This window comes from Nocardia jiangxiensis NBRC 101359, assembly GCF_000308615.1.
Classification (GTDB): domain Bacteria; phylum Actinomycetota; class Actinomycetes; order Mycobacteriales; family Mycobacteriaceae; genus Nocardia; species Nocardia jiangxiensis.
In genome coordinates this window covers 118,591-140,514 of sequence record NZ_BAGB01000047.1, presented here as the reverse complement: position 1 = coordinate 140,514, position 21,924 = coordinate 118,591, and the positions used below count along the sequence as shown (strand labels likewise).

At 65.7% G+C, this 21,924-nt stretch carries 25 protein-coding genes; 15 read left to right on the top strand and 10 right to left on the bottom strand.

The window, feature by feature from the left end; all coding sequences use genetic code 11:
- Positions 1–204 precede the first annotated feature (204 nt).
- Complete coding sequence (locus ON40_RS21070; RefSeq protein WP_040825356.1) at positions 205–3,117, top strand: helix-turn-helix transcriptional regulator; 2,913 nt, start codon at positions 205–207, stop codon at positions 3,115–3,117.
- On the opposite strand, the gene ON40_RS51965 is transcribed toward ON40_RS21070, so the two are convergent.
- Positions 3,084–3,272, bottom strand: a complete 189-nt coding sequence (locus ON40_RS51965; RefSeq protein ID WP_157186358.1) for a hypothetical protein — start codon at positions 3,270–3,272, stop codon at positions 3,084–3,086. The genes ON40_RS21070 and ON40_RS51965 overlap by 34 nt on opposite strands.
- Between ON40_RS51965 and ON40_RS21065 the strand changes: the two genes are divergently transcribed.
- The 5 genes from ON40_RS21065 to ON40_RS21040 all read left to right on the top strand — a co-directional run bounded on the left by ON40_RS21065 (position 3,271) and on the right by ON40_RS21040 (position 7,375).
- Entirely contained in the window at positions 3,271–4,182 is a 912-nt protein-coding gene (locus ON40_RS21065) for a haloalkane dehalogenase (RefSeq protein ID WP_040825915.1), read from the top strand. The two genes, ON40_RS51965 and ON40_RS21065, sit on opposite strands and share 2 nt — an antisense overlap.
- Positions 4,183–4,187: 5 nt before the next feature.
- Positions 4,188–5,069, top strand: a complete 882-nt coding sequence (locus ON40_RS21060; protein ID WP_051193425.1) for an alpha/beta fold hydrolase — start codon at positions 4,188–4,190, stop codon at positions 5,067–5,069.
- A gap of 327 nt (positions 5,070–5,396) precedes the next feature.
- Positions 5,397–5,543 (top strand): hypothetical protein, encoded by a 147-nt coding sequence (locus ON40_RS51960; RefSeq protein ID WP_157186357.1) that lies wholly within the window; start codon positions 5,397–5,399, stop codon positions 5,541–5,543.
- 173 nt (positions 5,544–5,716) lie between these two features.
- The gene (locus ON40_RS21050) at positions 5,717–6,004 is read left to right on the top strand and encodes a hypothetical protein (protein WP_040825353.1); all 288 of its coding nucleotides are present in this window, start codon (positions 5,717–5,719) and stop codon (positions 6,002–6,004) included.
- A 1,029-nt stretch (positions 6,005–7,033) separates the two neighbouring features.
- The gene (locus tag ON40_RS21040; protein WP_040825350.1) at positions 7,034–7,375 is read left to right on the top strand and encodes a hypothetical protein; all 342 of its coding nucleotides are present in this window, start codon (positions 7,034–7,036) and stop codon (positions 7,373–7,375) included.
- Positions 7,376–7,572: 197 nt separating this feature from the next.
- Here the strand turns inward: ON40_RS21040 and ON40_RS54715 are convergent, their stop codons facing one another.
- Both ON40_RS54715 and ON40_RS51955 read right to left on the bottom strand, forming a co-directional pair.
- Complete coding sequence (locus ON40_RS54715; RefSeq protein WP_245567916.1) at positions 7,573–7,956, bottom strand: ASCH domain-containing protein; 384 nt, start codon at positions 7,954–7,956, stop codon at positions 7,573–7,575.
- Complete coding sequence (locus ON40_RS51955) at positions 7,953–8,105, bottom strand: hypothetical protein (protein ID WP_218008828.1); 153 nt, start codon at positions 8,103–8,105, stop codon at positions 7,953–7,955. The genes ON40_RS54715 and ON40_RS51955 overlap by 4 nt, the downstream gene beginning before the upstream one ends.
- A 27-nt stretch (positions 8,106–8,132) precedes the next feature.
- On the opposite strand from ON40_RS51955, the gene ON40_RS21030 reads away from it, so the two are divergent.
- Positions 8,133–8,972 (top strand): SAM-dependent methyltransferase, encoded by an 840-nt coding sequence (locus ON40_RS21030; RefSeq protein ID WP_040825910.1) that lies wholly within the window; start codon positions 8,133–8,135, stop codon positions 8,970–8,972.
- 32 nt (positions 8,973–9,004) lie between these two features.
- On the opposite strand, the gene ON40_RS21025 is transcribed toward ON40_RS21030, so the two are convergent.
- Positions 9,005–9,160, bottom strand: coding sequence for a hypothetical protein (locus tag ON40_RS21025; RefSeq protein WP_373281949.1), 156 nt, complete (start codon positions 9,158–9,160; stop codon positions 9,005–9,007).
- A 495-nt stretch (positions 9,161–9,655) separates the two neighbouring features.
- Between ON40_RS21025 and ON40_RS21020 the strand changes: the two genes are divergently transcribed.
- Complete coding sequence (locus tag ON40_RS21020; protein ID WP_040825347.1) at positions 9,656–9,835, top strand: YegP family protein; 180 nt, start codon at positions 9,656–9,658, stop codon at positions 9,833–9,835.
- A 1,078-nt stretch (positions 9,836–10,913) separates the two neighbouring features.
- Positions 10,914–11,141 carry a hypothetical protein gene (locus ON40_RS21015; RefSeq protein ID WP_040825345.1) on the top strand — a complete coding sequence of 76 codons (228 nt, stop codon included), beginning with the start codon at positions 10,914–10,916 and terminating at the stop codon, positions 11,139–11,141.
- Here the strand turns inward: ON40_RS21015 and ON40_RS21010 are convergent.
- Positions 11,134–11,670 carry a VOC family protein gene (locus ON40_RS21010; RefSeq protein ID WP_040825344.1) on the bottom strand — a complete coding sequence of 179 codons (537 nt, stop codon included), beginning with the start codon at positions 11,668–11,670 and terminating at the stop codon, positions 11,134–11,136. The genes ON40_RS21015 and ON40_RS21010 overlap by 8 nt on opposite strands.
- Between ON40_RS21010 and ON40_RS53275 the strand changes: the two genes are divergently transcribed.
- From ON40_RS53275 to ON40_RS21000, 3 genes are all read left to right on the top strand, one after another.
- Complete coding sequence (locus ON40_RS53275) at positions 11,647–11,811, top strand: hypothetical protein (RefSeq protein WP_169541890.1); 165 nt, start codon at positions 11,647–11,649, stop codon at positions 11,809–11,811. The genes ON40_RS21010 and ON40_RS53275 overlap by 24 nt on opposite strands.
- Before the next feature lie 487 nt (positions 11,812–12,298).
- Complete coding sequence (locus ON40_RS21005) at positions 12,299–13,105, top strand: FadR/GntR family transcriptional regulator (protein ID WP_051193367.1); 807 nt, start codon at positions 12,299–12,301, stop codon at positions 13,103–13,105.
- Positions 13,106–13,688: 583 nt separating this feature from the next.
- Positions 13,689–14,615, top strand: coding sequence for a ketopantoate reductase family protein (locus ON40_RS21000; protein WP_083895810.1), 927 nt, complete (start codon positions 13,689–13,691; stop codon positions 14,613–14,615).
- Here the strand turns inward: ON40_RS21000 and ON40_RS20995 are convergent.
- Positions 14,606–15,295, bottom strand: a complete 690-nt coding sequence (locus ON40_RS20995; protein ID WP_040825906.1) for a GntR family transcriptional regulator — start codon at positions 15,293–15,295, stop codon at positions 14,606–14,608. The genes ON40_RS21000 and ON40_RS20995 overlap by 10 nt on opposite strands.
- A 71-nt stretch (positions 15,296–15,366) precedes the next feature.
- Here ON40_RS20995 and ON40_RS20990 point away from each other — a divergent pair, with 71 nt between their 5' ends.
- Positions 15,367–15,663, top strand: coding sequence for a hypothetical protein (locus tag ON40_RS20990; protein WP_040825340.1), 297 nt, complete (start codon positions 15,367–15,369; stop codon positions 15,661–15,663).
- Between the two features lie 189 nt (positions 15,664–15,852).
- On the opposite strand, the gene ON40_RS20985 is transcribed toward ON40_RS20990, so the two are convergent.
- Entirely contained in the window at positions 15,853–17,046 is a 1,194-nt protein-coding gene (locus tag ON40_RS20985) for a CaiB/BaiF CoA transferase family protein (protein ID WP_040825338.1), read from the bottom strand.
- 27 nt (positions 17,047–17,073) lie between these two features.
- The gene (locus ON40_RS20980; protein WP_040825337.1) at positions 17,074–17,967 is read right to left on the bottom strand and encodes an HpcH/HpaI aldolase/citrate lyase family protein; all 894 of its coding nucleotides are present in this window, start codon (positions 17,965–17,967) and stop codon (positions 17,074–17,076) included.
- Positions 17,968–18,188: 221 nt separating this feature from the next.
- Here ON40_RS20980 and ON40_RS20975 point away from each other — a divergent pair, with 221 nt between their 5' ends.
- A complete protein-coding gene (locus ON40_RS20975) occupies positions 18,189–19,094 on the top strand; it encodes an HpcH/HpaI aldolase/citrate lyase family protein (RefSeq protein ID WP_051193424.1) in 906 nt (301 codons plus the stop codon).
- Between the two features lie 49 nt (positions 19,095–19,143).
- Positions 19,144–19,884, top strand: coding sequence for a GntR family transcriptional regulator (locus tag ON40_RS48255; protein WP_051193366.1), 741 nt, complete (start codon positions 19,144–19,146; stop codon positions 19,882–19,884).
- Positions 19,885–19,933: 49 nt separating this feature from the next.
- Here ON40_RS48255 and ON40_RS20965 read toward each other — a convergent pair whose 3' ends face one another.
- Together ON40_RS20965 and ON40_RS20960 are read right to left on the bottom strand one after the other, a co-directional pair.
- On the bottom strand, positions 19,934–21,166 hold the full coding sequence (locus ON40_RS20965) for a bifunctional 3,4-dihydroxy-2-butanone-4-phosphate synthase/GTP cyclohydrolase II (RefSeq protein ID WP_040825336.1): 1,233 nt from the start codon (positions 21,164–21,166) through the stop codon (positions 19,934–19,936).
- A 46-nt stretch (positions 21,167–21,212) separates the two neighbouring features.
- The gene (locus tag ON40_RS20960) at positions 21,213–21,908 is read right to left on the bottom strand and encodes a GntR family transcriptional regulator (protein WP_083895807.1); all 696 of its coding nucleotides are present in this window, start codon (positions 21,906–21,908) and stop codon (positions 21,213–21,215) included.
- Positions 21,909–21,924: the final 16 nt, after the last annotated feature.

Genomic DNA, 21,924 nt, shown 5'->3' with positions numbered 1-21,924 from the left:
GTCAGTCTGTTCTGCGAAGTTGTTGCAGCGTAACCGATGTCGGTTGCGCGCCGAGCATCCGCTCTCGCGGTCGGGGGTTTCACTGGATGTGCCGAGCAGCGAACTCGACCTGGGAGGAGGGCGAGTCTGGCCAACGCCGTGGGGCAACGGATCTCGCCCGTGCGACATCACTCGCCCCACTCGGCTTCCCAGGCGGCAGGAACAATGCGAGAACTCAGCGAAATCGAACCCACTGCTGCGCTGGTGGAGGAGTCCGGCGCGGGTGAGCCGCTCGAATATCTTCCGTTCGACGGTCCGGACAGCCGCTTGATCGGCCGGCGGGACGAACTCGATCGGATGGTGCAGCGGATCGACAGGGTGGTCGCGGGGGCGGGCGGGATCGTCCTGGTCGAGGGCGAATCGGGCATCGGCAAGACCGCGATGCTCACCGCGGCCGCGCGGCTCGCATCCGCGCGCGGCATGCGGGTGCTGTGGAGTGAGGCGAAAGAGCTCGAGCAGCGTGTGCCACTCGCGGCGATGAGGCCACTGCGGGTCGCGATCGACGCGGCGGCGTCCGCACCGGAGTTCCCGCCGATGCCGGAGGGGCGCAGTGCCGTCACCGCGATGGTGATCCGGCACGAGATGGGAATCATCGAGGACCTGCTCGTGAAGACCGAGAATCACTGTGCCGCAGGTCCGTTCGTACTGATCGTGGACGACGCGCACTGGGCGGATTCGTCGAGCCTGCTGGCGCTGCAACGACTGGGAGAACTCGTCCAGAGGCTGCCGCTGCTGATCCTGCTCGCCGTCCGGCCGCTGCCGCGTGCGCGCCACCTGTCGGTGCTGCTCGCCGAATTCGAGTCGGGGGGCGCCGAACTCGTGCGGCTCGGCCCGATGAGTGATTCGGAAGTTGCCGTGCTCGTGGAACTCTCACTCGGATCCGTTGCCGGGCCGCTGCTGTCGGCGGCTGTCTCCAGGGCGGGTGGTAATCCGCTGTACATCACCGAACTGGTGGCGGGACTGCTGCAGGCGGAGATGATCGAATCCGGGGAAATCACCTCGGACACGACGACTTTCGCGGTGAACGGACCGAAGGATATTCGCCTACCCGAATCGCTGACCGATGTGATCGTCCGGCGGCTGGATCATCTTCCGGCGCGATCGCGGCAGATCCTGTCGATGGCAGCCGCATTGGGGCAGGGCGTCGAGGCGATCGAGCTGTCCGAGGTCCTCGAGGCCCCACTCATCGACGTATGGAACGTGATCAGTGTGGCGGTCGCCTCGGGAATCCTGGTTCGTTCCGGCGCCGAGCTGAGCTTCCGGCACGACCTGATCCGTCAGGTGCTGGCCGACCAGCTTCCACCCGCCACGCGGGTGACGTTGCAGTTGCGAGCGGCGCGGGTGCTGATGTCGATCGAGGCGCCGGTAGAGCGCATCGCAATGTACCTGCTGACGGGTGACGGGCCGCTCGAGGCGACCGTGGTGGAGTGGCTGGTGGATGTCGCGGAGAGGTTGACCGGTCGTGCACCGGAATTGGCGGCCGGACTGCTCGCCCGGGGCCTCGAGACGCCGGGCCTCGATGCGAGGTGCTACGACGAGTTGCGGCTCTGGCAGGTCAGGGCGCTGTTGTGGAGCGGGAACCCGACCAGGGCCGAGGCGGTGGCGCGGGAGGCGTTGTCGCAGGGCGCCATCGCGGCCGGTCGACAGCAGGAGGTCGGCAACCCGCTGCGCTGGCTGCTGGCCCACGCGTGCTTTGCTCGCGGAAACCTACTCGACGCCGTCGCGGTCGTCGACTCGGTGCTTGCCCGCCCCGGCCTCACGGCACTGCAGGAGGGGCAATTCCACGGATTTCGTGCTCTGTGCTGTGTGCTGCTGGAACGGTTCGATATTGTCGAAGAGGCATCGGCACGGGCGATTTCAACCGGTGCAGCCTGCGAGGATCCGGTCGCATGGGGACTGGGTTCGTTCGCGCTGGGCTTGTTGCGATTCCATCAGGGATTTCTGGATGAGGCGCAGCAACTCGGTGATCGGCTGATGCGGAATTTCGAATCCAGTGGGCGCCCGCGACTGTCCCACATCCAGCCCTATTCGCTGAGCGGTCGTTGTCTGGCCGAGTCGGACCGGTACGTGGTCGCGGAAAAGACACTCGAGCGGGCGATTCGGTACAGCGAGCACAACTCTGGAGTGTTTCTCGGCTTGAACCGGTTGGCACTGGCGCAATTGCACTTTCTGCGAGGCCGCTGGGACGAATCCCTGATCGGACTGCGCGCCTGCCGGGAGATACCGGACGTGTCCGGCCATGCCGCACCCGCCAAGTGGTTGGAGGCTCTCGTCGCGGTGCACCGCGGCACGTTCGTCGGCGCCCCGGAATCGCTGGCCGCTCCCGATGATCGGGAGTGCCCCAGCTATCGGCACCTGCGCCCGTGGGTGCAGGCGCTGATATATGAGACGCAAGGTGATTCGAGCGCGGCATTCGACACGCTGTGGGGCCTCTGCGGGGAGTTCGAGGACGGACTGCTGTCGGCCATGGCGTATCACGTATTTCCGGATCTGGTGCGAGTGGCGTTCGTGGCCGGGCGGATGGACATTGCCGGCAAGGTCGCTGCCGTCGCGGATCTGGTGGATGCGCGTCATTCCACACCCAGCCGGCGCGCCACGGCGGCGCTGTGTCACGGGCTGGCCGAGGGCGACGCCGCGCTTGTCGCCCAGGCCGTCGAATCGTTCCGGGAGGCCGGTCGCCCCTGGTATCAGGCACAGGCGAACGAACTGCTAGCGCCCCTGCTCGTGGGCGAGGGGCGGGAGGCGCAGGCTCGGTCCGCATTGGACGACGCCGTCGAGTTGTACGCCGGGTTCGGCGCCGAATGGGATATCGCCCGGGCCGAGGCACACCTGCGGGAATTCGGGATCCGCCGTGGCCGGCGTGGTCGCCGCAACCGTCCGAAGAACGGTCTGCAGGCACTCACACCGACCGAGCAGAAGGTTGCCCTATTGATAGCGCACGGGCTCTCGAACCCCGAGATCGCCACCAGAATGTTCGTCTCGCCCCGCACCGTCCAATCGCACATCTCGAGCATCCTGACGAAACTGCGACTGCAATCGCGGATTCAAGTGGCTGTTGCCATAGCCACCCAGGGATGACGCCGGGCCTGCGTCTCGGCGGCGTGGCTGTAGAGCGACTCCACATCGGCGAAGTAGTGGAACGCAGGCCTCGTCGCCACCCCGGCGCGCTCGGCCACGGCCTTCGCGGTGGGTTGCAGGACTCTGCGATATAAATTGTTTACGGTGGTGTTCATGCAGGTCCTGCGCACGCCCGACGATCGCTTTGCGGAGTTGCCCGATTTCCCGTTCCGGCCGCGCTATGTCGACGTGGAGGGGGACGACTCCCGGCTGCGGGTGCACTATCTCGACGAGGGCCCGGACGGCGGCGAGGTCGTGCTGTTGCTGCACGGCGAGCCGTCCTGGTGCTTCCTCTACCGGCACATGATCCCGGTGCTCGTGGACGCGGGGCTGCGTTGTGTCGCACCCGATTTGGTGAGTTTCGGCCGCAGCGACAAACCCGGCGACCGCGCCGACTACACCTACGCCCGCCACGTCGAATGGATGCGCGAAGCGCTTTTCGACCGGCTGGATCTGTCGTCGATCACGCTCGTCTGCCAGGACTGGGGTGGCCTGATCGGGCTGCGACTGGTCGCCGAGCACCCGGATCGGTTCGCCAGGGTGGTGGTGGCCAACGCCGGACTGCCGACTGGGACCTCGAAACTGACCGACGCTTTCCTTGCCTGGCAACAGTTCTCGCAGGAGTCCGCGGACTTCCCGGTCGGCGGCATCGTCGCGGGCGGCTGCCGGACGGCGTTGTCCGCGGATGTGATCGCGGCCTACGACGCGCCGTTCCCGGACGAAACGTACAAGGCCGGCGCCAGGGCCTTTCCGCTGCTGGTCCCGACCAGGCCGGACGACCCCGCGGCCCCGGCCAACCGCCGGGCGTGGGAAGAATTGTCCCGCTTCGACAAACCGTTTCTCACCGCGTTCTCCGACGGTGACCCGATCACCCGCGGCGGCGACCGGCAATTCCGTCAGCAGATTCCCGGAGCGTCCGGGCGACCGCACACGATCATCGAGGGCGGCGGGCACTTTCTGCAGGAGGACAAAGGCCCCGAATTCGCTGCCGTGGTGGCGCAGTTCGTCGAAAACCCGGGACGGTGACCGACATGCTCACCCCGCGGGTGACGGCCTGGCAGCGCGCCGGAACGGTCGAACAGGTTGCGGGCCATAGCATTTTCGTGCGCGAGCGTGGCGGATCGGCCGATCGGGCTCCGCTGGTGTTCCTGCACGGATATCCGTCGAGCTCCTACGACTGGCGAGACGCCTTCGACCTGATCGACGGGCACCGGCTGATGGCGTTCGACTTCCTCGGCTTCGGGCTCTCCGACAAGCCGCGCGACCAGCTCTACACGCTGGCCACCCAGGCCGACATCGTCGAGGAATTGACGCGACGATTCGCGGATGAACCGGTGGTCCTGGTGGCACACGACATGGGCAGCTCGGTCGCGACCGAACTCCTCGCGCGCGACATCGACGGGCGGCTGTCGTTCCCGCTGCGCTCGGTGTTGCTGTTCAACGCCAGCCTGGTGCGCGAGCAGGCGAGCCTGCTGCGCGGACAGAAGCTGCTGCTGAGCCGGATCGGCCCGCTGTTCACACGGCTGACCACACAGTCCGGGTTCACCCGCCAGTTCGCGGGCATCTTCTCCGCCGAACACCCCCTCGACGCCGACGAGGCCGCCGACCAGTGGTCGCTGCTGGCCCGGTACGACGGCCACCACATGTTGGACAAGCTCATCCACTACAACCGCGAACGCGTCACGCCGCCGACCGCGGGCCGCTGGCACGACGCCCTGCGCTCCTGGCCAGGCAGACTCGAACTGGGATGGGCCGGAAAGGATCCCATCTGTACCGACGCCGTGCTCGAAGCCGTGCTCGCCCTTCGCCCGCACGCCGAACTGACGCGGTTGCCGGGGCTCGGGCACTACCCGCAGATCGAAGATCCCCGCACGGTCTGCCAACTCGTCCAACGACACGCATCACGGGACTGAGCGCCGCCAACAAGACCTCTGGGCTCTGCTGAGCCCGCACAGAACAGCTCGGCAATGGAGCCATCTGGCTCAATGATGCGGAGCACGACAGCTCGACGACCGGCAGCTCACCAAAAGCACCGCGCGGCATGAGTTTTCACTCCCGCGAATACCTCGGGGCGCTCGCCCGCGCTCGATGCGATCAACAAACGCCGCAATGGCATCAACGCTACAAGCTCCGCGCCCATGCTTCGACTCATCGATCTCGAAACCGACCGCCACCACCGGCCACCGGATGCCATACAGTCGGGTTATACAGCGTGCCAACATATCCGGTTCGGGACCGGCATGGGAGATGAGTACGCTGATTTCGTTCTCGCCGCCGCGGAGGCCGAACTCGGCGGGCAGCAGCAGCGATTCGACGAGCAGCCGGCGATGCTGCGCACCGAGCTGAGGCGCGCGCCGATCCCCGGCTCGACCCAGGACCCTCGGTGATCGTCAAGGCCGCGAAAGATTTGGTGTGTCGGCCTGCACGGAGGGTGGCAAACGCGGTTGAATGATAGTGATCGACGAGTTCTTCCTGCATGCTCCCGCCGCTTCTGAGTGCCATCCGGGCGGTTGGTCACGCCAGCATCATCTCAGCATCCGAGAGGACAACGAACGTGAGCATGGTTCTCGCCGCACATGAGATGTACACCACGGTGCTTGCCCAGATCGGCAACCCCACCCCGGAGACCCCGCCGGTGGCGGACAAGCTGCTCAAGATGGTCCATTACTTCACCTGGTTCACTCTGCTCTCCGGCGTCAGCGCCGTCACCTACGGCGGCGGCAGGTTCGCCTGGGAGAAGTGGAACGGCGGCAGCCTCGAGTCGCCGAAGATGGTGGCGGGAGCGATGATCGGCGGCGCCACCGTCACCAGCGCCGGAACCATCATGAACTCCGTCATCGGCAGCTGAGCCGATCCGCTCGTGCCCGGGTGATCGAGCGCGAGCGGCCTGCGCGCCGCCGCCCGGCCGACCAGCAGGATTTGCTACACCAAGGCGGTGCGCGTCTACGGGCGGTGCCCGGAATGCGGTGTCGAGCGTCCTCTGCCCGGCGAAGTTGCTCTGGTCAGTCCTGCCTCCCAGGCGTAGGACGATGAGATCGATCGGATGCCCGAGTCGGAAGAGAATCCTGGCTGAGGCACTCTGCAAGTAGCGGGCTGTGGTGAGTCACCGCAGTTGAGGGCGTAACGGGTTTCGCCTGTACGAATCAGGAAGCCGATAGTTGCACAGTGACCTATGGTTCCGGTCACAATCAGTCCGCTGCCCCGCCCCGGAATCCGTTCCTGTGTTCACGGTGTCCCTGGCGGGACGCAAATATGGGCAACCTGAAAACACCTGGTCATCGCAGGTTTGCATCCGGTCTGAGATCGCGATCTAACGTAGGTAGGCCGATCGCTGTGATGGCGACTGGTGGCCGTCGAGGTGCGTGCAGGCCACCGCCCTGATCAAGCCGGTGTGGCCGGGGCGCCTCTCATAGACGCTGGTCTTCGGCTTCCCAATCTGTACCGCGTCTGTACCGGGACCGGCATCGAGTCGATTGCGGCGCAGGCTCCTGCGCCTGATGGTCATGACCGGATGCGGGCACCCGGCCGTGAGGTGCATCAAGATCCCAAACCCGCACCGTGTCGTCGAGGCTGCCGGTGACGGCGACCGGGTGTTCGTCGAGGGTGGTGCAGGTCACCGCCCCAACCGAGCCGGTGTGGCCGGTGAGAACGGAGTGTTCGGTGCCAGTGGTCAGTATGGCGTGGGCCGCGCTGAGCACCGCCCACTGAACGAAATTCCCGCAACGCCACGCGAATTCACCCGGTCCGCAGTAGTGTCTGGCTCGGTGCTCGAAGTTGGCCCAGGCGATGCCGCCCATTCATCCGGTCGGCGCGTGGTGGCCATCACCCGACGTAGGAGTGATCCCCGGGACCTCCGGGGGAGAACGTTAGGAAGAAAATGGCTCGTCAAGCCCTGGTCAAGACGGCACGAGTGCTCGTCGTGGGCGCCCTGCCCGTTGCCGCGATGGCAGTGTTCGCCGGCGGAGCCTCCGCCGATGCGAGTGTGCCCACGGCGCCGGCTGTTACCCAGTCGATTGCGGCGGGTGTTCCGCTGGAGCCGGTTACCACCAACCCGCACGCCCAATACCCGGATCCGGTCCTCAACGGCGCCGCTGGCGGTGCGGCCATCGGTTCGGCCACCGGATCGTTCATCGATCCGCTGCCGACGCTGCTCGGCGCGGCGATCGGCGCTGGCGTGGGCGTCGCGCGTCCCGACCTGGTTCCGCAGATCCTGCCCTGATCCTGTCACCTGCCGGGCTGGAGGGCTCTGTCGCAGATTCCGTGAAATCTGTTGCTGTTCAGGCGATATGAGTGTCACTGTTGGTCAAGCCATTGTCGTTGTTTTCCGTGCGGTTACTACAGAACGCCAGTAGTCCGCGACGTGGTGCGCGACCAGATGCGTTCCGAGCGCCGTACCGAAAATCGCTGCCTGGTCGGTCATTCGGAGATTCTTCCGGTGTCGTGACTTTCGAGGTACCGCCACTGGATGCGGGTGATGGTGGACTCGGGGGTGCAGCCGGTATGGGAGCGACAGAAGAAGTCGACGAACTCGGCCGGGCTCATCTGCGGAAAGCCCTCGGCGGCGACCTCTTCCGAAGTGATGAGGTCGAGGCGCTCGCGCCGCACCGCGGTGACTTCGACGTCGACGATCCGTACCAGCGGCTCCCACTTGCGGCGGCCCATGACTTTGCGGCACAACGTCAGTCGCGTGCCGGGCTGGAGGATGAGCCACCCCATCCGGCGGGTGACGGTCTTGCTGCGGTCCCTGCGTTCGATGCGGTGTTCGCCGTCCGGGTACGGAACACGCCGCGCGTTGCTCAACCTGCAGGTTGTGCGGCCGAGTCGGTCTTGCGTGGGTACAGGAAGAGCATGATGACGGCTGCCACAATCCCGCCGACGAGCGACGCAACGATGAACAACCACAGCTGGCTCAGTGCGTCACCGCCGACGAAGCGAGCCAGCGCGCGCACGCCGCGGCCATCGCGGAGAGGATCACCATGCCGGAAGGCCACGAGACCGGTGGACGACTACCGACCACGATCGACACCACTACCCCGCACGAGGCACGCTTCTACGACTACTGGCTCGGCGGCGTCGACAACTATCCGGCCGATCGCAGGCTTGGTGACGAGATCGCCGCGCACATCCCAGGCATCCGCAGCATGGCGCAGGCGAACCGCGCTTTCCTGGGCCGCACCGTGCGGTACGCGATCACCGACCTGGGCATCACCCAATTCCTCGATATCGGCACCGGCCTGCCGACCGCGCGCAACACCCACCAGGTCGCGCAGGAGGTGAATCCCGCGGCGCGCATCGTGTACGTGGACAAAGATCCGCTCGTGCTGGCCCACGCCCGGGCCCTCATGAAGAGCACGCCCGAGGGCCGGACCACCTTCATCCATGCCGATCTGCGTGAGCCCGAGTCGATTCTGCGCGATCCCGAACTCACGCGGACTCTGGATATGGACCGGCCGATCGGGATCATGCTGATCTCGGTGCTGATGTACTTCCGCGACTCCGACGGGATACACGATATTGTCGCGCGGTTCCTGGACGCCGTCCCGCCGGGGAGTTCCCTGGCAGTCAGTCACGCCACCGCGGATTTCAATACCCGGGGCGCCCAGCGCGCCGCGGAAGCCGCGGAGCGCAGCGGCATAACCATGATCACCCGTAACCGCACGGAGACCGAAAAGTTTTTCGCCGGAACACATCTGCTGGCGCCCGGCGTCACGACGCTGGAGGAATGGCATCCCGAGCTGGCGGAGGTTCCGCTGTTCGACGTCGAGCCCCATACGGGTCCCGCCTGGGCCTGGTGCGGAATGGGGCGCAAACCCTGAAGCCACGGTTTACATTGCCGCCATCCACGCATTCACCCGATGGCTGGCCCGCTGTCGCGGGCCAGTCGCCGGGTGAGGGTGTGGATCTCGGCGAGGTAGACCATGGCCTCGTGGTGGTCGGGGCGGGTTTCGTAGTCGCGGACACAGCGGCGATGTTTGACCAGCCAGCCGAACGTTCGTTCTACCACCCAGCTACTAGTTACGTGGAATCTGTCCACAGGGAAGATGGTCCCCTGCGGAACGACCACGGACTAGGGAGAAACCTTGGGCAGCAAGGTGGTACCGGAGGAGAAGTGGCCGGTGCTCGGCCGGCACGAGCGGGCGGCCGAGTGGCTGCGGGTCTGGACTGATCTGCGGCGGGCGCCGATCACCGGTACAGGCCTCACCATATGGTCACCGACGCCGGAGATCGCACCCAGCACAGGAGCCAGGCGAAAGATTGAGGCTAGAGGGATAAGCATTTGTGGGAGGCCCCGGCTCGTCACCTGCTGAACCGAAACTCCTGGCGGACTTGATCGTTGAGCGTACGTGAGTGATGCGGACTTGTGGACCTCCTGACAACCGCTGCTGCCCAGCACGCCGATACCGATGGCGTGTCCTGGCCGCGGCCGCAGTATGGAGATCTACAGTCGATTTCGGATCGAAGCATTATCCGTGTTCGACGTGGAAGACGGGCTAATCGCATGGCTGCCAAGTTCGAGTTGTACAAGGACACCGCCGGCAAATTCCAGTTCAGGCTCAAGGCGGGCAACGGCGAGATCATCGCCCAGGGACATGCCTACGAGAGCAGGGGCGCTGCCCTCGACGGCATCGAGTCGGTCATGAAGTACGCGCCAGTGGCCGGGACCGACGACCAGACCTAACCCACTGTGCTGATAAGTGGGATCTGCGGCGATTCGGAAGCGTCTCTATCCACAGGCCGAGCGTAGGAGGACAGCGGGAACCGGGTGTAGAGCTGTTCGATCGGCGTCCAGACGCTGGACGGGTTGTCCCGACGGTGATTGCGTGGATTCACGACGGCGCATCAGCATGTGCGCGTGCTGTAGCAGTTCGTCCAAGAAGTTGCGGGCTTGGGCGAGTTCGTTGTTGCGCCGAGCACATTTCCGAGTTGCCGTCGAATGGACAACGCGGTTTGGCGCGCCTCATCTCATCGGCTATGGCGACCACTGGCCGTTTGAAACCAGGCCTTTCGCCGATCGTTTGCCGATTGGCCCACTGCGAGCGGTTACCCGACGATGTGAAGTTCACCCAGCACGTCGCCCGGATGCCGCGCTCCGCGATGACACTGGTACTCGACACCATTCGCGAACTTCGTTTCCGAGTAAGCCATCCGGCACTCTCGCCGCGAGTGCTGGAGGGCAGAGCCCCGGCGTCCAGAGACTCGAACTCTCGGACACCGGGGTTATTGGTTGCGGCAGCCCTGCCGGTTGACCCATGCCTGGGTGTCGCGGGTTCGAGTGGGGTATCGGGTCCTGGGGGATGTGGAGACCGGGCGGCGTGGCGTATCGGGAAGGACCACAGACATTCCAGGTCAGGCTCGGTATTCTGCCGGGCCTGTTGCCGCCGATCGGTTGACGCTCCTGGTGGAGTATCCGGTTATCCCCGCGAGGTCCGTGCGACAGCACGCACAATGGCTTCCTTGAATCGAGCCGCGATCCGGCCGGTCAGGACGAGCCGGGCAAGCGTGTCGTCGGCATGCACGAACTGGATCACACCATCGTGCCGGCCCAGGCTGACGCAGTGGAATTAGTACTTGAATCGCAGTGGCGCTGGTTCTTTACCACGCGACCGGGGCGAGCGCCGCACCGGCATACGTGCCGGCGGGGTTGGCGGTCGCGCATGCCATCCGCAACTCTCGTCCGTCGGGACCGGTGACTCCTTGTTCGAAGGGCCGATACTCTCCAGACCGAACGGCCGCGCGATCCCTGACAGCCGCGACCGGTGAGCTACGTCGGCCGCTGCGGCTACCACAGCTTCACCGCCGAGGGCACCCACGCCGTCGCGCTGATCACCGTCGGCGTCGCCGACACCCCGCACCAGGGCGGATCTGCGCGCGCTGGGAGGTCGAAGACGGCTTGGCGCGGTCTGTCCTGCGTGGAACGCTTTGCCGCTCACCCGAACTCGCGCGCTGAACAGAGCATGCTGGCTATGCCGGCCTGCATCAGTTGAGCTGCTGGCCTGCGAGATAGCGCTGCCAGATCCCGAAATCGGTTCGCGGCCCGCCGGTCGTGTCCGCACCGTAGCGGGCGATCTGCGCGGCGAGATCGAGCGGGCTGCTCGGCGCGGTCATGTCCCGCAACTCCTGTTCGACCGCCGAGTCCGGCACCAGCCAGGTCACCTCGAATTCGATTCCGTCGGGGTCGGCTCCGTACAGTGCTTTCGTACACGCGTGATCAGAGGCTCCGGTCAGCGCCCCGGCGGCCTGCAGCGCATCTCTGATCCGGCCCATCTCTCGCAACGTGTCCACCTCCCACGCCAGGTGGTACAGGCCCACCCGTCCGGTGCGATGCGCGGTGGCCGGTTCGGGAGACTGGAACAGCCCTAGGTCGTGATCATTGGCCGACCCTTCCGCCTGCAGAAATACCGCACCAGGCATGCCGCCGATCCGCCGGAACCCGAGAACCTCTCCGTAGAACGCGGCCGATCGCTCGACATCGGAGACGAACAAGACTGCATGGTTCAGTCGCTGAAGGGGCATGAAGACGGTTCCCTTTCGGTGGTGGACGGCATGTTCGAGCCGACCACGACCGTGGCGCTGGGGCAAGAGATCTTTCCGCTCAGTGGTTTTCGGGTCACGGCCGGTCGCGGCGCCGTTGGATTTCCAGTTGCCACCTGGTGACGGCCGGCTTCCGCCGGCCTGATCGTGTTGGACGCGCTTCGACTGCTTGTATCCGAGAACCGGCGGTACTGTGGCGCGCGGACTGACTGTCACCGTGCGCCTACCGTATAGATGACACTCAATCCACCTGGGAGTTCGAGAGTTTGCCCTAATATCGAGCGTCACAGATCTTCTGGCGGTGAAATTAAGTATCCTGTATCTTGCGGCGCTTCGGCCACGGTCATCTGTGGATGTGGGGCCGAACGAGGATTGGCTCCGGCACGCTGTGGTGCGCGGGCCACCATCGCCGCGTTCGAACGAGACAAGTGTCACGAAAGTTTGCGTACCTGTGTGTATGTATGGTCCGGGCAGCGCTCCTCGCCCTTCGCGCTGGTCGCTGAATCGGGTCTGCATCGGCGAGCAGCGACTCATCTAGGATGAAGACGTCGATCGGCACCGTCGCGTCCGGTCGGCTGTGGCTCGCGCAAGCCGGTCTCGTGGAGGTGAAGTGACGATCGAGGTCGTGACTCCGGACCGCCGGGTCTTTCAGCGGGTGGTCGAGTACGTCGAACGGGGTATCGCCAGCGGCGAGATCAAGCCTGGTGACCGGCTTCCCAGTGAACGGGAGCTCGGGGAGAAGTTCGGGATCGGTCGTGCCTCGGTCCGAGAGGGACTGCGCATCCTCGAGCATATGGAGATCATCCGCTCCCGGCCGCGCGACCCTCGAGGGCCTGTCGTCCTGCCCCCGTCGTTGGAACCGGTCCGTCGCTCGGTCGGGCTGCTGACCACCTACGGCTACCTCGACGTCGCAGAGCTGGTGGAACTCCGGATGATCGTCGACTCGTCGGCGTGCTTGCTCGCCGCGCTACGTCGCACGGACGACCAACTCGTGGCCATGGAACGCAATATGGCCCGCATGCGGGAGTCGATACCGCTGGGCCGCTCCGAGTTCAGCCTGGTCGACCTGGAGTTCCACGAACTCGTCGCCCGGGCGGGGGGAAATAAACTTGTGCGGCTCTACGGCAACCTCACCCGCGAGTCCGTTGTCAAACTGATCCAGCAGCCGATCATAAACGCCGCCGACGGGAACGCTCAGATGCTCCACACCCTTCGCCATCATCGCGCGGTGTTCGACGCGATTGCGGCCCGGGACGGTGCGCGGGCGTCCAGGTTGGTCCGTGAAAGCCTCTACGAGTACTACGGCGACTACGTCGGCGATGCGGATCGTGCAGTCTTGGCGGAGCTGGTCCGGCAGTGCGGCGGTACCGCAGGCGGACGGGTTTCCGAGTCGTCGGACGATCACGGGGCGAACTGACCGTTCGGGATCAGCCTTGCCGGGAACCCGTGCGCCGAGCTCGTCCGTGGATGCGTTCAACCTCGCGGACTGCACGGTGCACCGATCGCGCGTCGGAGTTTTCGCCGGTGCAACGTATTTGTCCGGCCGTCCATGATGTCCGTCCTTTCCCATCGTCTCCTCGGAAAGGCGGTGTCGGCACGAGGTTCGACCTTGATCCGACATCGAACAAGCTGGTATGACCAGCTTGCATTGATCGACTGGACTGACAGCTCGATGGCCTGTCGGTTCGTTTCTTCGCGGCCCAGTCAATATGGTCGACCACCAGGTGTTTTGCTCTCCGAGCGGTGGGTGAATGCTTGACAATGACGCAAGTGGATTGCATCATCGTCGATTGTATCCATTCTTCATAGATCGCTGGGAAGTGCTTGATGTCCTTCCGATGGCGATCGAAAGAGGTAACCGATGTCACCGAACGGAGCGGAGAGCTCTGCGCTGAGAGGGGTGCGCGTCGTCGGCGCCGCGTCTCTCGGGGCTGGGCGTCTGGTCGCGATGGGGCTCGCGTGAATCACCGAATCGACGAAGGAAGCCCGGAGGACGTCCCATGTCACGAGTAGCGATCATCGGCGCAGGAGCCATGGGGTCGGTGTACGCCGCGCTCATGGCCGACGCCGGCCACGAGGTTTACGCGGTCACGCTGTGGGCCGATCATGTTGCGGCGATGCAGGAGAAAGGATTACGGCTCAGTGGCTACAGCGGCGACCGCACGGTCAGGCTGCACGCCTCGACCTCCACCGATGGGATGGGGGTCTGTGATCTCGTGATCATCGCGTCCAAGGGCGGTGATGTGGAGGCGGCAGCCAGGGCGGCCCTCACGCTGTGCGGTGAGCACACTGTCGTCCAGACGATTCAGAACGGTCTCGGATCGGCTGATCGGGTCGCCCCGATCGTCGGCGCCGACCGGCTCGCGGTCGGGGTGGTCGGGGGATTCGGCGCCTCCCTGGTCGAGCCGGGGCACGTGCACCACAACGGCATGGCGATCGTGCGTTTCGGTGCGTACGCGGGGCTGCAGGAAGATCGTCTGGACTCCTCGGCCGAGGTCTGGCGGTCATCCGGGTTCACTGTTTCGCTGTTCGCCGATCTGAACCGCATGATCTGGGAGAAGCTGCTGGTGAACGTCGCCTTCTCGGCGACCTGCGCGCTCAGCGGGCGCACTATCGGCGAGGTTATCGACGATCCGGACCTCTGGTCGGTGGCCGGCGGCTGCGCTGCCGAAGCCGCGGCCGTCGCTGCCGCTCGCGGTATCGACCTACAGGTGGGCGATCCGGTCGAGCACGTGCGCAAGATCGGGTCCGGGATCCGGGATGCCCGCCCGTCACTGCTGCTCGATCACCTTGCCGGGCGACGCTCCGAGATCGACGTCATCAACGGTTCGATACCGCGCGAAGCGGCGAAGGTAGGCGCGCAGGCGCCGATCAACGCCACCGTCACGGCGCTCGTCCTGGCCGCGGAGAAGTCGTTTCAGCGGTGAGGCCCCGATGAGTCCGGCCGCGAGGGATACCGCGCCCGGAAGTCGGCGATGGTGTGCTGAATGTGCAGGCGGGCGAGCCGCTCCGCTTCTTCACCTGCCCCTGCGGCGATCGCCCCGGCGATCTCATCGTGCTCATGGACGGCACGCATGGCGGCGTCGAGCCCCATCAGTTCGTGGGGACGGGCGAACACCTGGGCGGTCAATCGCAGGATCGCCATCTGGCCTATTACGAAGTCGTTCCCCGACATGTACATGATCTGTTCGTGGAAGGCGACGTTGAGCTCCGTGTAGGTGCGCGGATCCCAGTGCTCGATGATGTCCTGCTGCTGCTCGATGAGGGTGCGCAGCGCACCGACGCTTCGAGTGGTCGGGGCGGCGCTGGCCAGCCGTGCCGCGAGTCCATCGACGACGGCTCGCAGTTCATAAGCCGCGATGAGGGTCTCGATATCACCGCTCACGACTCGGGCACCTTGACCTGCGACGACGTGCACCAGGCCGTCGCGTTCCAGCGAACGGAACGCTTCGCGCAGCGGGGTCCGGCTGACTTGTAACTCCTCCGAGAGCTGCTCCTGCCGGAGCCAGGTGCCCGGCGGATAGTGCTGGGAATAGATTCGCTCCCGAAGCGTGGACGCGATCTCATCGGTGAGCGACACGGCTCGTCGACGACGGACTTCCACCATCTGGAACGCCTTCCATAACAGAACGACCAGTCGAACCGGCATTCTCCGGGCCGGGCTATCGAGCATATGCGATGGCCCTGATGTCGGACCTCGCGCGGCCACCGACGTTCGCGCTGGACTACTCGGCGCGATACTGCCCGCCCAGCCCACTCGGCTCGCCGAGCGCCGCCGGAATCCCCACCCGCTGGGAGCACGGCACCATGCCCGAATCCAGCGAGGGCAGCAGCTTCGCCAGCGCGTCGGCCTTCACCTTCCTCGATCGTGAGGAGCCGGCCGAGCTCGAACTCGCCACACAGGAGCGTCGGTATGCCCGCGAGGCGCAGCGCCGGCCGGTGGCTCGTCGGGCCAGCGGGCGACGACGGGCGTGAGCTGTCCGAGGCAGGCGCGTGCATGCTGGAGAGGATGCGAAAAGTGCTGGCCTGCACGGTGATCGGGACTCTCGGGAGGACACCGAGCCTGAGCCTGACTCTTGACGTGATGTCGCCGTCAGGCCCGGGTCGACTGCCTGAAGGAGGCGGCGTCGGCTGTGCCCGATCGGCCGAGCCGACCGGTTCGTGTCAGATGATGTTGTCGCGGTGGAGTTGTTCGATCTCCTGCTCGTCCAGTCCCAGAACATCCCGGTAGACGAAGTCGTTGTCCTCGCCGAGCGCGCGTCCGGTGTGGTCGATGGCCGCGGGAGTCTTGCTCAGGCGTGGTACGGGTGCTTGTAGCCGCATCGGGCCGAGATCCGAATCCTGAACGGTCGCATAGGTATTGCGCGCTTGTAGGTGTGGATCGGCGAGGAGCCTCGGTGCGTCGTACACCGGGGCGGCGGCGACTTCTTCTCGTTCGAAAACGCTCATCGCTTCGTCGAGGCTGCGTTCGGCGACCCATTCGGCGACTGCGGCGTCGACGGCGTCGGCGTTCTTCAGACGTTGCTGCGGATCACCGAAATCGGGATGATCCGACAGGTCGGGGCGGCCGATGGCCTGGAAGATGCGTTTCGCGATGGTGGGGGCGCTGCCGGATATCGCGATCCACTGATCGTCCTTGGTGCGGTAGGTGTTTCGCGGTGCGCTGATATCCCACTTGTTCCCGAACCGGGTCTGCACGATGCCGAGCTGGTCGTAGGTGAGGACGGACTGTTCGATCAAGCGGGCCAGCGGTTCGATGAGGTTCAGGTCGATCAACTGTCCGGTCTCGTCGTGGGTGTCCCGATGGCGCAGGGCTGCGAGAACCGCATAGGTTCCGGTGAGGGCGGCCACTCCGTCGGCGAGCATGAACGACGGCAGCGTGGGCGGGCCGTCCTGCTGGCCGGTGGTGTGGGCGAAGCCGCTCATCGCTTCGCCGAGGGTGCCGAATCCGGGGCGATCGCTGTACGGTCCACCGGCGCCGAAGCCGGTGATGTGCAGCATGACCAATCCCGGATTGTCCTGGGAGAGCGTCTCGTAACTCAGTCCCCACCGCTCGAGCGTGGAGGGACGGGTATTGAGGATGATGACGTCGGCGGTCGCCGCGAGCTTGCGCAGCAGGTCCTGTCCGGCGGGCTGGCGCATATCGAGCGTGGCGGTTCGCTTGTTGCGCCCGACGCTCTTCCACATCAGTCCATGACCGTCCTTCTGCGCGCCCCATTTGCGGATGGCGTCGCCGGTGCCGGGTGGTTCGATCTTGATGACTTCGGCCCCGAGTTCGCCCAGGTAGGTCGCCACCAGGGGGCCGGCTGCAAGAGAAGCCGCGTCGATGACGCGGATTCCTTCGAGTGAACGAGTCATGTCGGGTACCTCGTTTCTATGTCCGGTTCACTGCTGGGCGGCCCGGAGGATCCGACGGGCGCGGTCGACGATGGGGTAGTCCACCAACCGGCCGTTGACGACGATGGCGGCGGCGCCCTCGGCCTCGGCCCTCGCGAACTGCTCGACGATGATCTGCGCGACGGCAACCTCCTGCTCGGTCGGCGCGAATCCGATGTGGCTCAGCGCGACCTGGTTGGGGTGGATCAGCATCTTGCCGCGGTAGCCCATACGCCTTGCCTGGCGGCACATTTCGACGAATTTCTCGTCCTCTTGGAAGGCGATGAACGGTCCGTCGAGCGGCGGCGAGACCCGGGCGGCGCGCGCGGCGATGACCAGCGCGGATCGCGCGTAGAGCAACTCCTCGGCGCCATCGGAGTGATCCAGGCCGTCGATGCCGAGATCGAGCATGAAGTCGTGCGCGCCGAAGACGGCGGTTTCGATCCGGGGGCTGGCCTGCAGGATCTCCCGGGCGTCGGCGATTCCGGTGGCGCTCTCGATCAGAACCAGCAGTCGTGTGCTGCCGGGGTCGACGCCGTGCAGTCGCTCCGCGGCGGTGATCCACTCGTCCGCGTCGCGAATGGTTTCGACATCCTCGACCTTCGGCAGCACGATGCCATCGAGATCGGGCTGCACGACGGCCTCGATATCTTCGCGGGTGCGCCCGGTGGACGGGTGGTTCACGCGCACATAGCTGCGGATCGCGGCGATATCCGCGATTCCGGCCCGAGCCTGCTCGCGCGCGGCGGTCTTGTTGTCGTCGGAGACGGCGTCCTCGAGGTCGAGAGCCGCAGCGTCAGGCGCGATTTCGAGCATCTTGCGCACCCGGCGCGGCGAGGTTGCGGGGCAGAAGAGCAACGAGCGCAGGGGAGCGATGGTGGTGGCGGGGGTTGTCCTTGTCATCTGGAATCTCTCGTTCGATGGATCTGGCCGAATTCGCCGATGGCAATGCGCTCGCGCAGTGATCGCGGCGAGGCTGGGCGCTCGGACGTTGCCTGACGCTGGTTTTTGGATACAATCGACAGTATCCATAGCGGGTAGATGTCGTCAAGGCCGCGCCGATGAGCGCCGCCGGCCACGTCCGACCGCAAATCTCGACAGAAAGCGAAGCTGCCGTGACATCCGTGCCCACCCCCCGCCCTCGCCGGTCGGCCCTGTATCTGCCCGGCAACAACGCCCGAGTGCTGGAGAAGGCGAGAACCCTGCCGGCGGATGCGCTGATCTTCGACCTGGAGGACGCGGTCGGTCCCGATGCCAAGGAGTCCGCTCGGGCGCGGGTCTGCGAGGTGGTCTCCTCGGGTGCCCACCGGCCTCGCGAACTCGTGGTGCGGGTCAACGGCCTGAGCACGCGGTGGCATGAGGACGACCTGGCCGCGGTGGCCCGCTCGGGCGCCGACGGGGTGCTGGTGCCGAAGGTGGAGTCCGCTCGGCAGGTCCGCGAATTGTCCGCGGCGCTGGACGCGCTCGGCGCACCGGAGAATCTGACATTGTGGGTGATGGTCGAAACGCCGGGCGCTTTTCTGCGGGCGGAGGAGATCGCTTCGGCCGGCGGTCGCCTCGAGGTGCTGGTGATCGGTACGAACGATCTGGTGAACGACCTGCACGGTCGGCATGTGCCGGGGCGCACCCCGATTCTGCCTGCGCTGACCCTCGCGGTGCTGGGAGCCCGGTCTGCCGGAAAGGTCATTCTGGATGGCGTTTTCAACGCGATCGCCGATGCCGCGGGCTTCGCCGACGAAGCCCGGCAAGGTCGGGAGATGGGGTTCGACGGCAAAACCGTCATTCATCCGTCGCAGATCGATCCGGCCAACGCCGGTTTCGGCCCTTCGCCGGAAGAGGTGGACCATGCGCGCACCGTGGTCTCGGCCTACGAGCGCGCGCAGGCGGCGGGGGAGAGTGTCATCGTCGTGGAGGGACGAATGATCGAGAGCCTGCATGTGCGAGACGCGCAGCGGATCCTCGCCCTCGACTCTCTGATCGCCGAGCTGACCTACGGCACGCCGCCTCTGGAGACGGTCACACCCTCTTGATCCGGTCCGGATAACCTGAATTCAGTCGATTGAATACTGGAAGTGGGCTATGTCGGTTTCCTTGAACCTGGATTCACGGACGTTGGTCACTCGTATCGCGGACCGCCTGCGCGAGCAGATCATCGCGGGCGAGCTCGAACCGGGGGCGCGTATTCGCCAGGACGAATACGCGGAAGCGTTCGGCGTCAGCAGGACTCCGCTGCGGGAGGCGTTCCGTCTGCTCGACGCGGAGGGCTGGATCACGACGCGCCCCCGCTCGGGCGTGGAGGTGAGCCGTTTCTCGCCCGCCGAGGTTCAGGACATCATCACGATGCGTCTACTGCTCGAGCCGCTGGCGATCCGGGTCTCGGCGGTGACCCACACTTCCGAGGAATCCGCGGCGCTGCGCACACTGCACGAGCGCTGGCAAGCCGATCGCTCCCGATGGCAGAGCCAGACCGAGGAATACAACGCGGTGAATCAGGAATTTCATTTCGCGCTGTACGGATTGAAGCCCGGCGCCGATCCGGACCCCGTATACGCCGGTCTCCGCGGCTACTGGGAGAGGTATACGCGGTATCGGCGCGTGTACTGGCATTCGGCCGACTCGATGAGCCGCTCGAGCGACGAACATGCGGCACTGCTGGACGCGTGGCTGGCGCGCGATGCCGATCGAGCCGAAGTCGTTCTGGCGCAGCATATTTTGCATGCGGGCCGGTCGCTCGTGCGCTCGCTCGCCGGTGATGAGCCGCCGGCCTTCTCGCCGCAGTTGATCGAGCTGGCCAAGCGGTACGACTGGCCGCTGAGCTGACCGAGCCGAACCGGCGAGCCGGTGTGTCGACCGTGAGCTGTGGAGCCTGTTACGCCTGGGCCTCCCACATCCGGAGGTCGAGTTCATGTCCCATACGGTCCCGTTTCGTGCGCAAATAGCGGAGATTGTCGGGCGTGACGACGACCTCGGTCTGCACGCGCCCCGACAGGCGCAGATCGAACCCGCTCAGCTCGGCGTATTTCTGCGGGTTGTTGGTGATCAACCGCAGATTTCGGACACCGAGATCGGCGAGAACGACTGCGGCGACACCGTATTCACGCGAATCTACCGGGAGCCCGAGTTCGGTATTGGCGTCGACCGTGTCGAACCCGTCCTCTTGCAGGGCGTAGGCCTGTAGCTTGTGGCTCAGGCCGATGCCTCGCCCCTCGTGACCGCGCAGGTAGATGATGATCCCCGCGCCTTCGGCCACGATCAATTCGATCGCCTGCTGTAACTGATCGCCACAATCGCAGCGGCGTGAACCGAACACATCCCCGGTGAGGCATTCGCTGTGGACGCGCACCAGCACACCCTCGTCGCGGGCATCGGCGGCGGCGATATCCCCGAGGACGAGCGCCATGTGGTCCACGCCGTCGAGCGCCGAGGTGTAGCACGCGGCCGTGAATCGGGCTCCCGCGAGCGGCAGCGTCGCCCGCGCGGTGCAGGTGATGGACCGACCGACATCATGTCTGCGAGCCCGCTTGATATCGTCGACGGTCACCGCCACGAGGCCGTGCGAATGCGCGAATTCGACAATCTGCCTGCCCTGCAAGGGAATTCCGTCATCACCGACCAGTTCGGTGATCACACCCACCGGTGTCTCACCGGCCAGATCGAGCAGATCGATCGTTGCCTCGGTATGCCCGGCGCGCGCCAGTACCCCGCCCACCTTGGCGCGCAACGGGAACACGTGCCCCGGCCGACGCAGTTCTCGTGGCGCTGTGCGGGGGTCGGCAAGTGCCTGAACCGTCTTGACGCGGTCGGCGGCCGAAATGCCGGTCCCCGTAGCCGAATGATCGGTACTGACCGTGAAGGCCGTCCCGTGCGAATCGGTGTTGTGCATGATCATCGGCTCGAGCTCGAGCGCATCGGCTCGCTCGTCCGACATCGGGACACAGACGATGCCACTGCCGTAACGCAGATAGAAGGCCATCTGCTCGGTCGTCATCCGACCGGCAGCCATGACGAGATCGCCTTCGTTCTCACGATCGCGATCGTCGGCTACGACGATCATTTCGCCGCGGGCCAGCGCCGCCAATGCCGCTGTCAGCGAGTCGGCCATTTTCCTACACTCCTTGGTCACCCAGTGCGGTCATCGCAGATGCCGTTCACTGTTCGTCGGTCAGCGCCGAGACCCGGCTGCTGAGTAGTTGAGCCGCGCTTGCGAGGTGTTTTTCGGTGATCTCGCGCGCCGCGGCGCCATCATGATCGGCGAGCGCGCGCACCAGGGCGTCGTGCTCCTCCAGACTGCACGGACTGTGTTCCGGGAAGGCTTCCAGAAAGCCCGCCGGAATCATCCGGCCTGCCATGCCCAGCATGCTGAGCAGGCGGGGCGATTTGCACGCCTTGTTGATTTCGCGATGGAACATCCAGTTCGGCGTGGCGACGTCGTCGCCGGACCGCACGGCGATCGCAACCTCGACCTTGAGCTCACGCACTCGCCGCAATTCATCCGGAGTGATGCGGTCGGCCGCCCAGCCCGCGGCGACTCCGGCCAGCGCGGCCATCACGGCGAAGTTCTCCAGAATCGCCTCCGGCGGCACACCCAGCACCACCACTCCGCTGCGTGGGGCAACACGGACGAGACCGTCGTGGGTCAATTCCAGGCACGCCTCACGCACGGGTGTGCGGCTGGTGTCGAACTCCGCGGCTACCGCGTTCAGGTCGATGCGTGAGCCGGGGGGTAGGGCTCCGGTGAGGATTCGCTCGCGCAGCAGCCGAGCGACCCGCTCGCGAATCGTTCCAGTTCCGGAATCCGGCGCGGGCACGCCGGCGACCGGCCATGCCTCCCTCATGTCGGCCATCCCGTCCCCTTCCTCA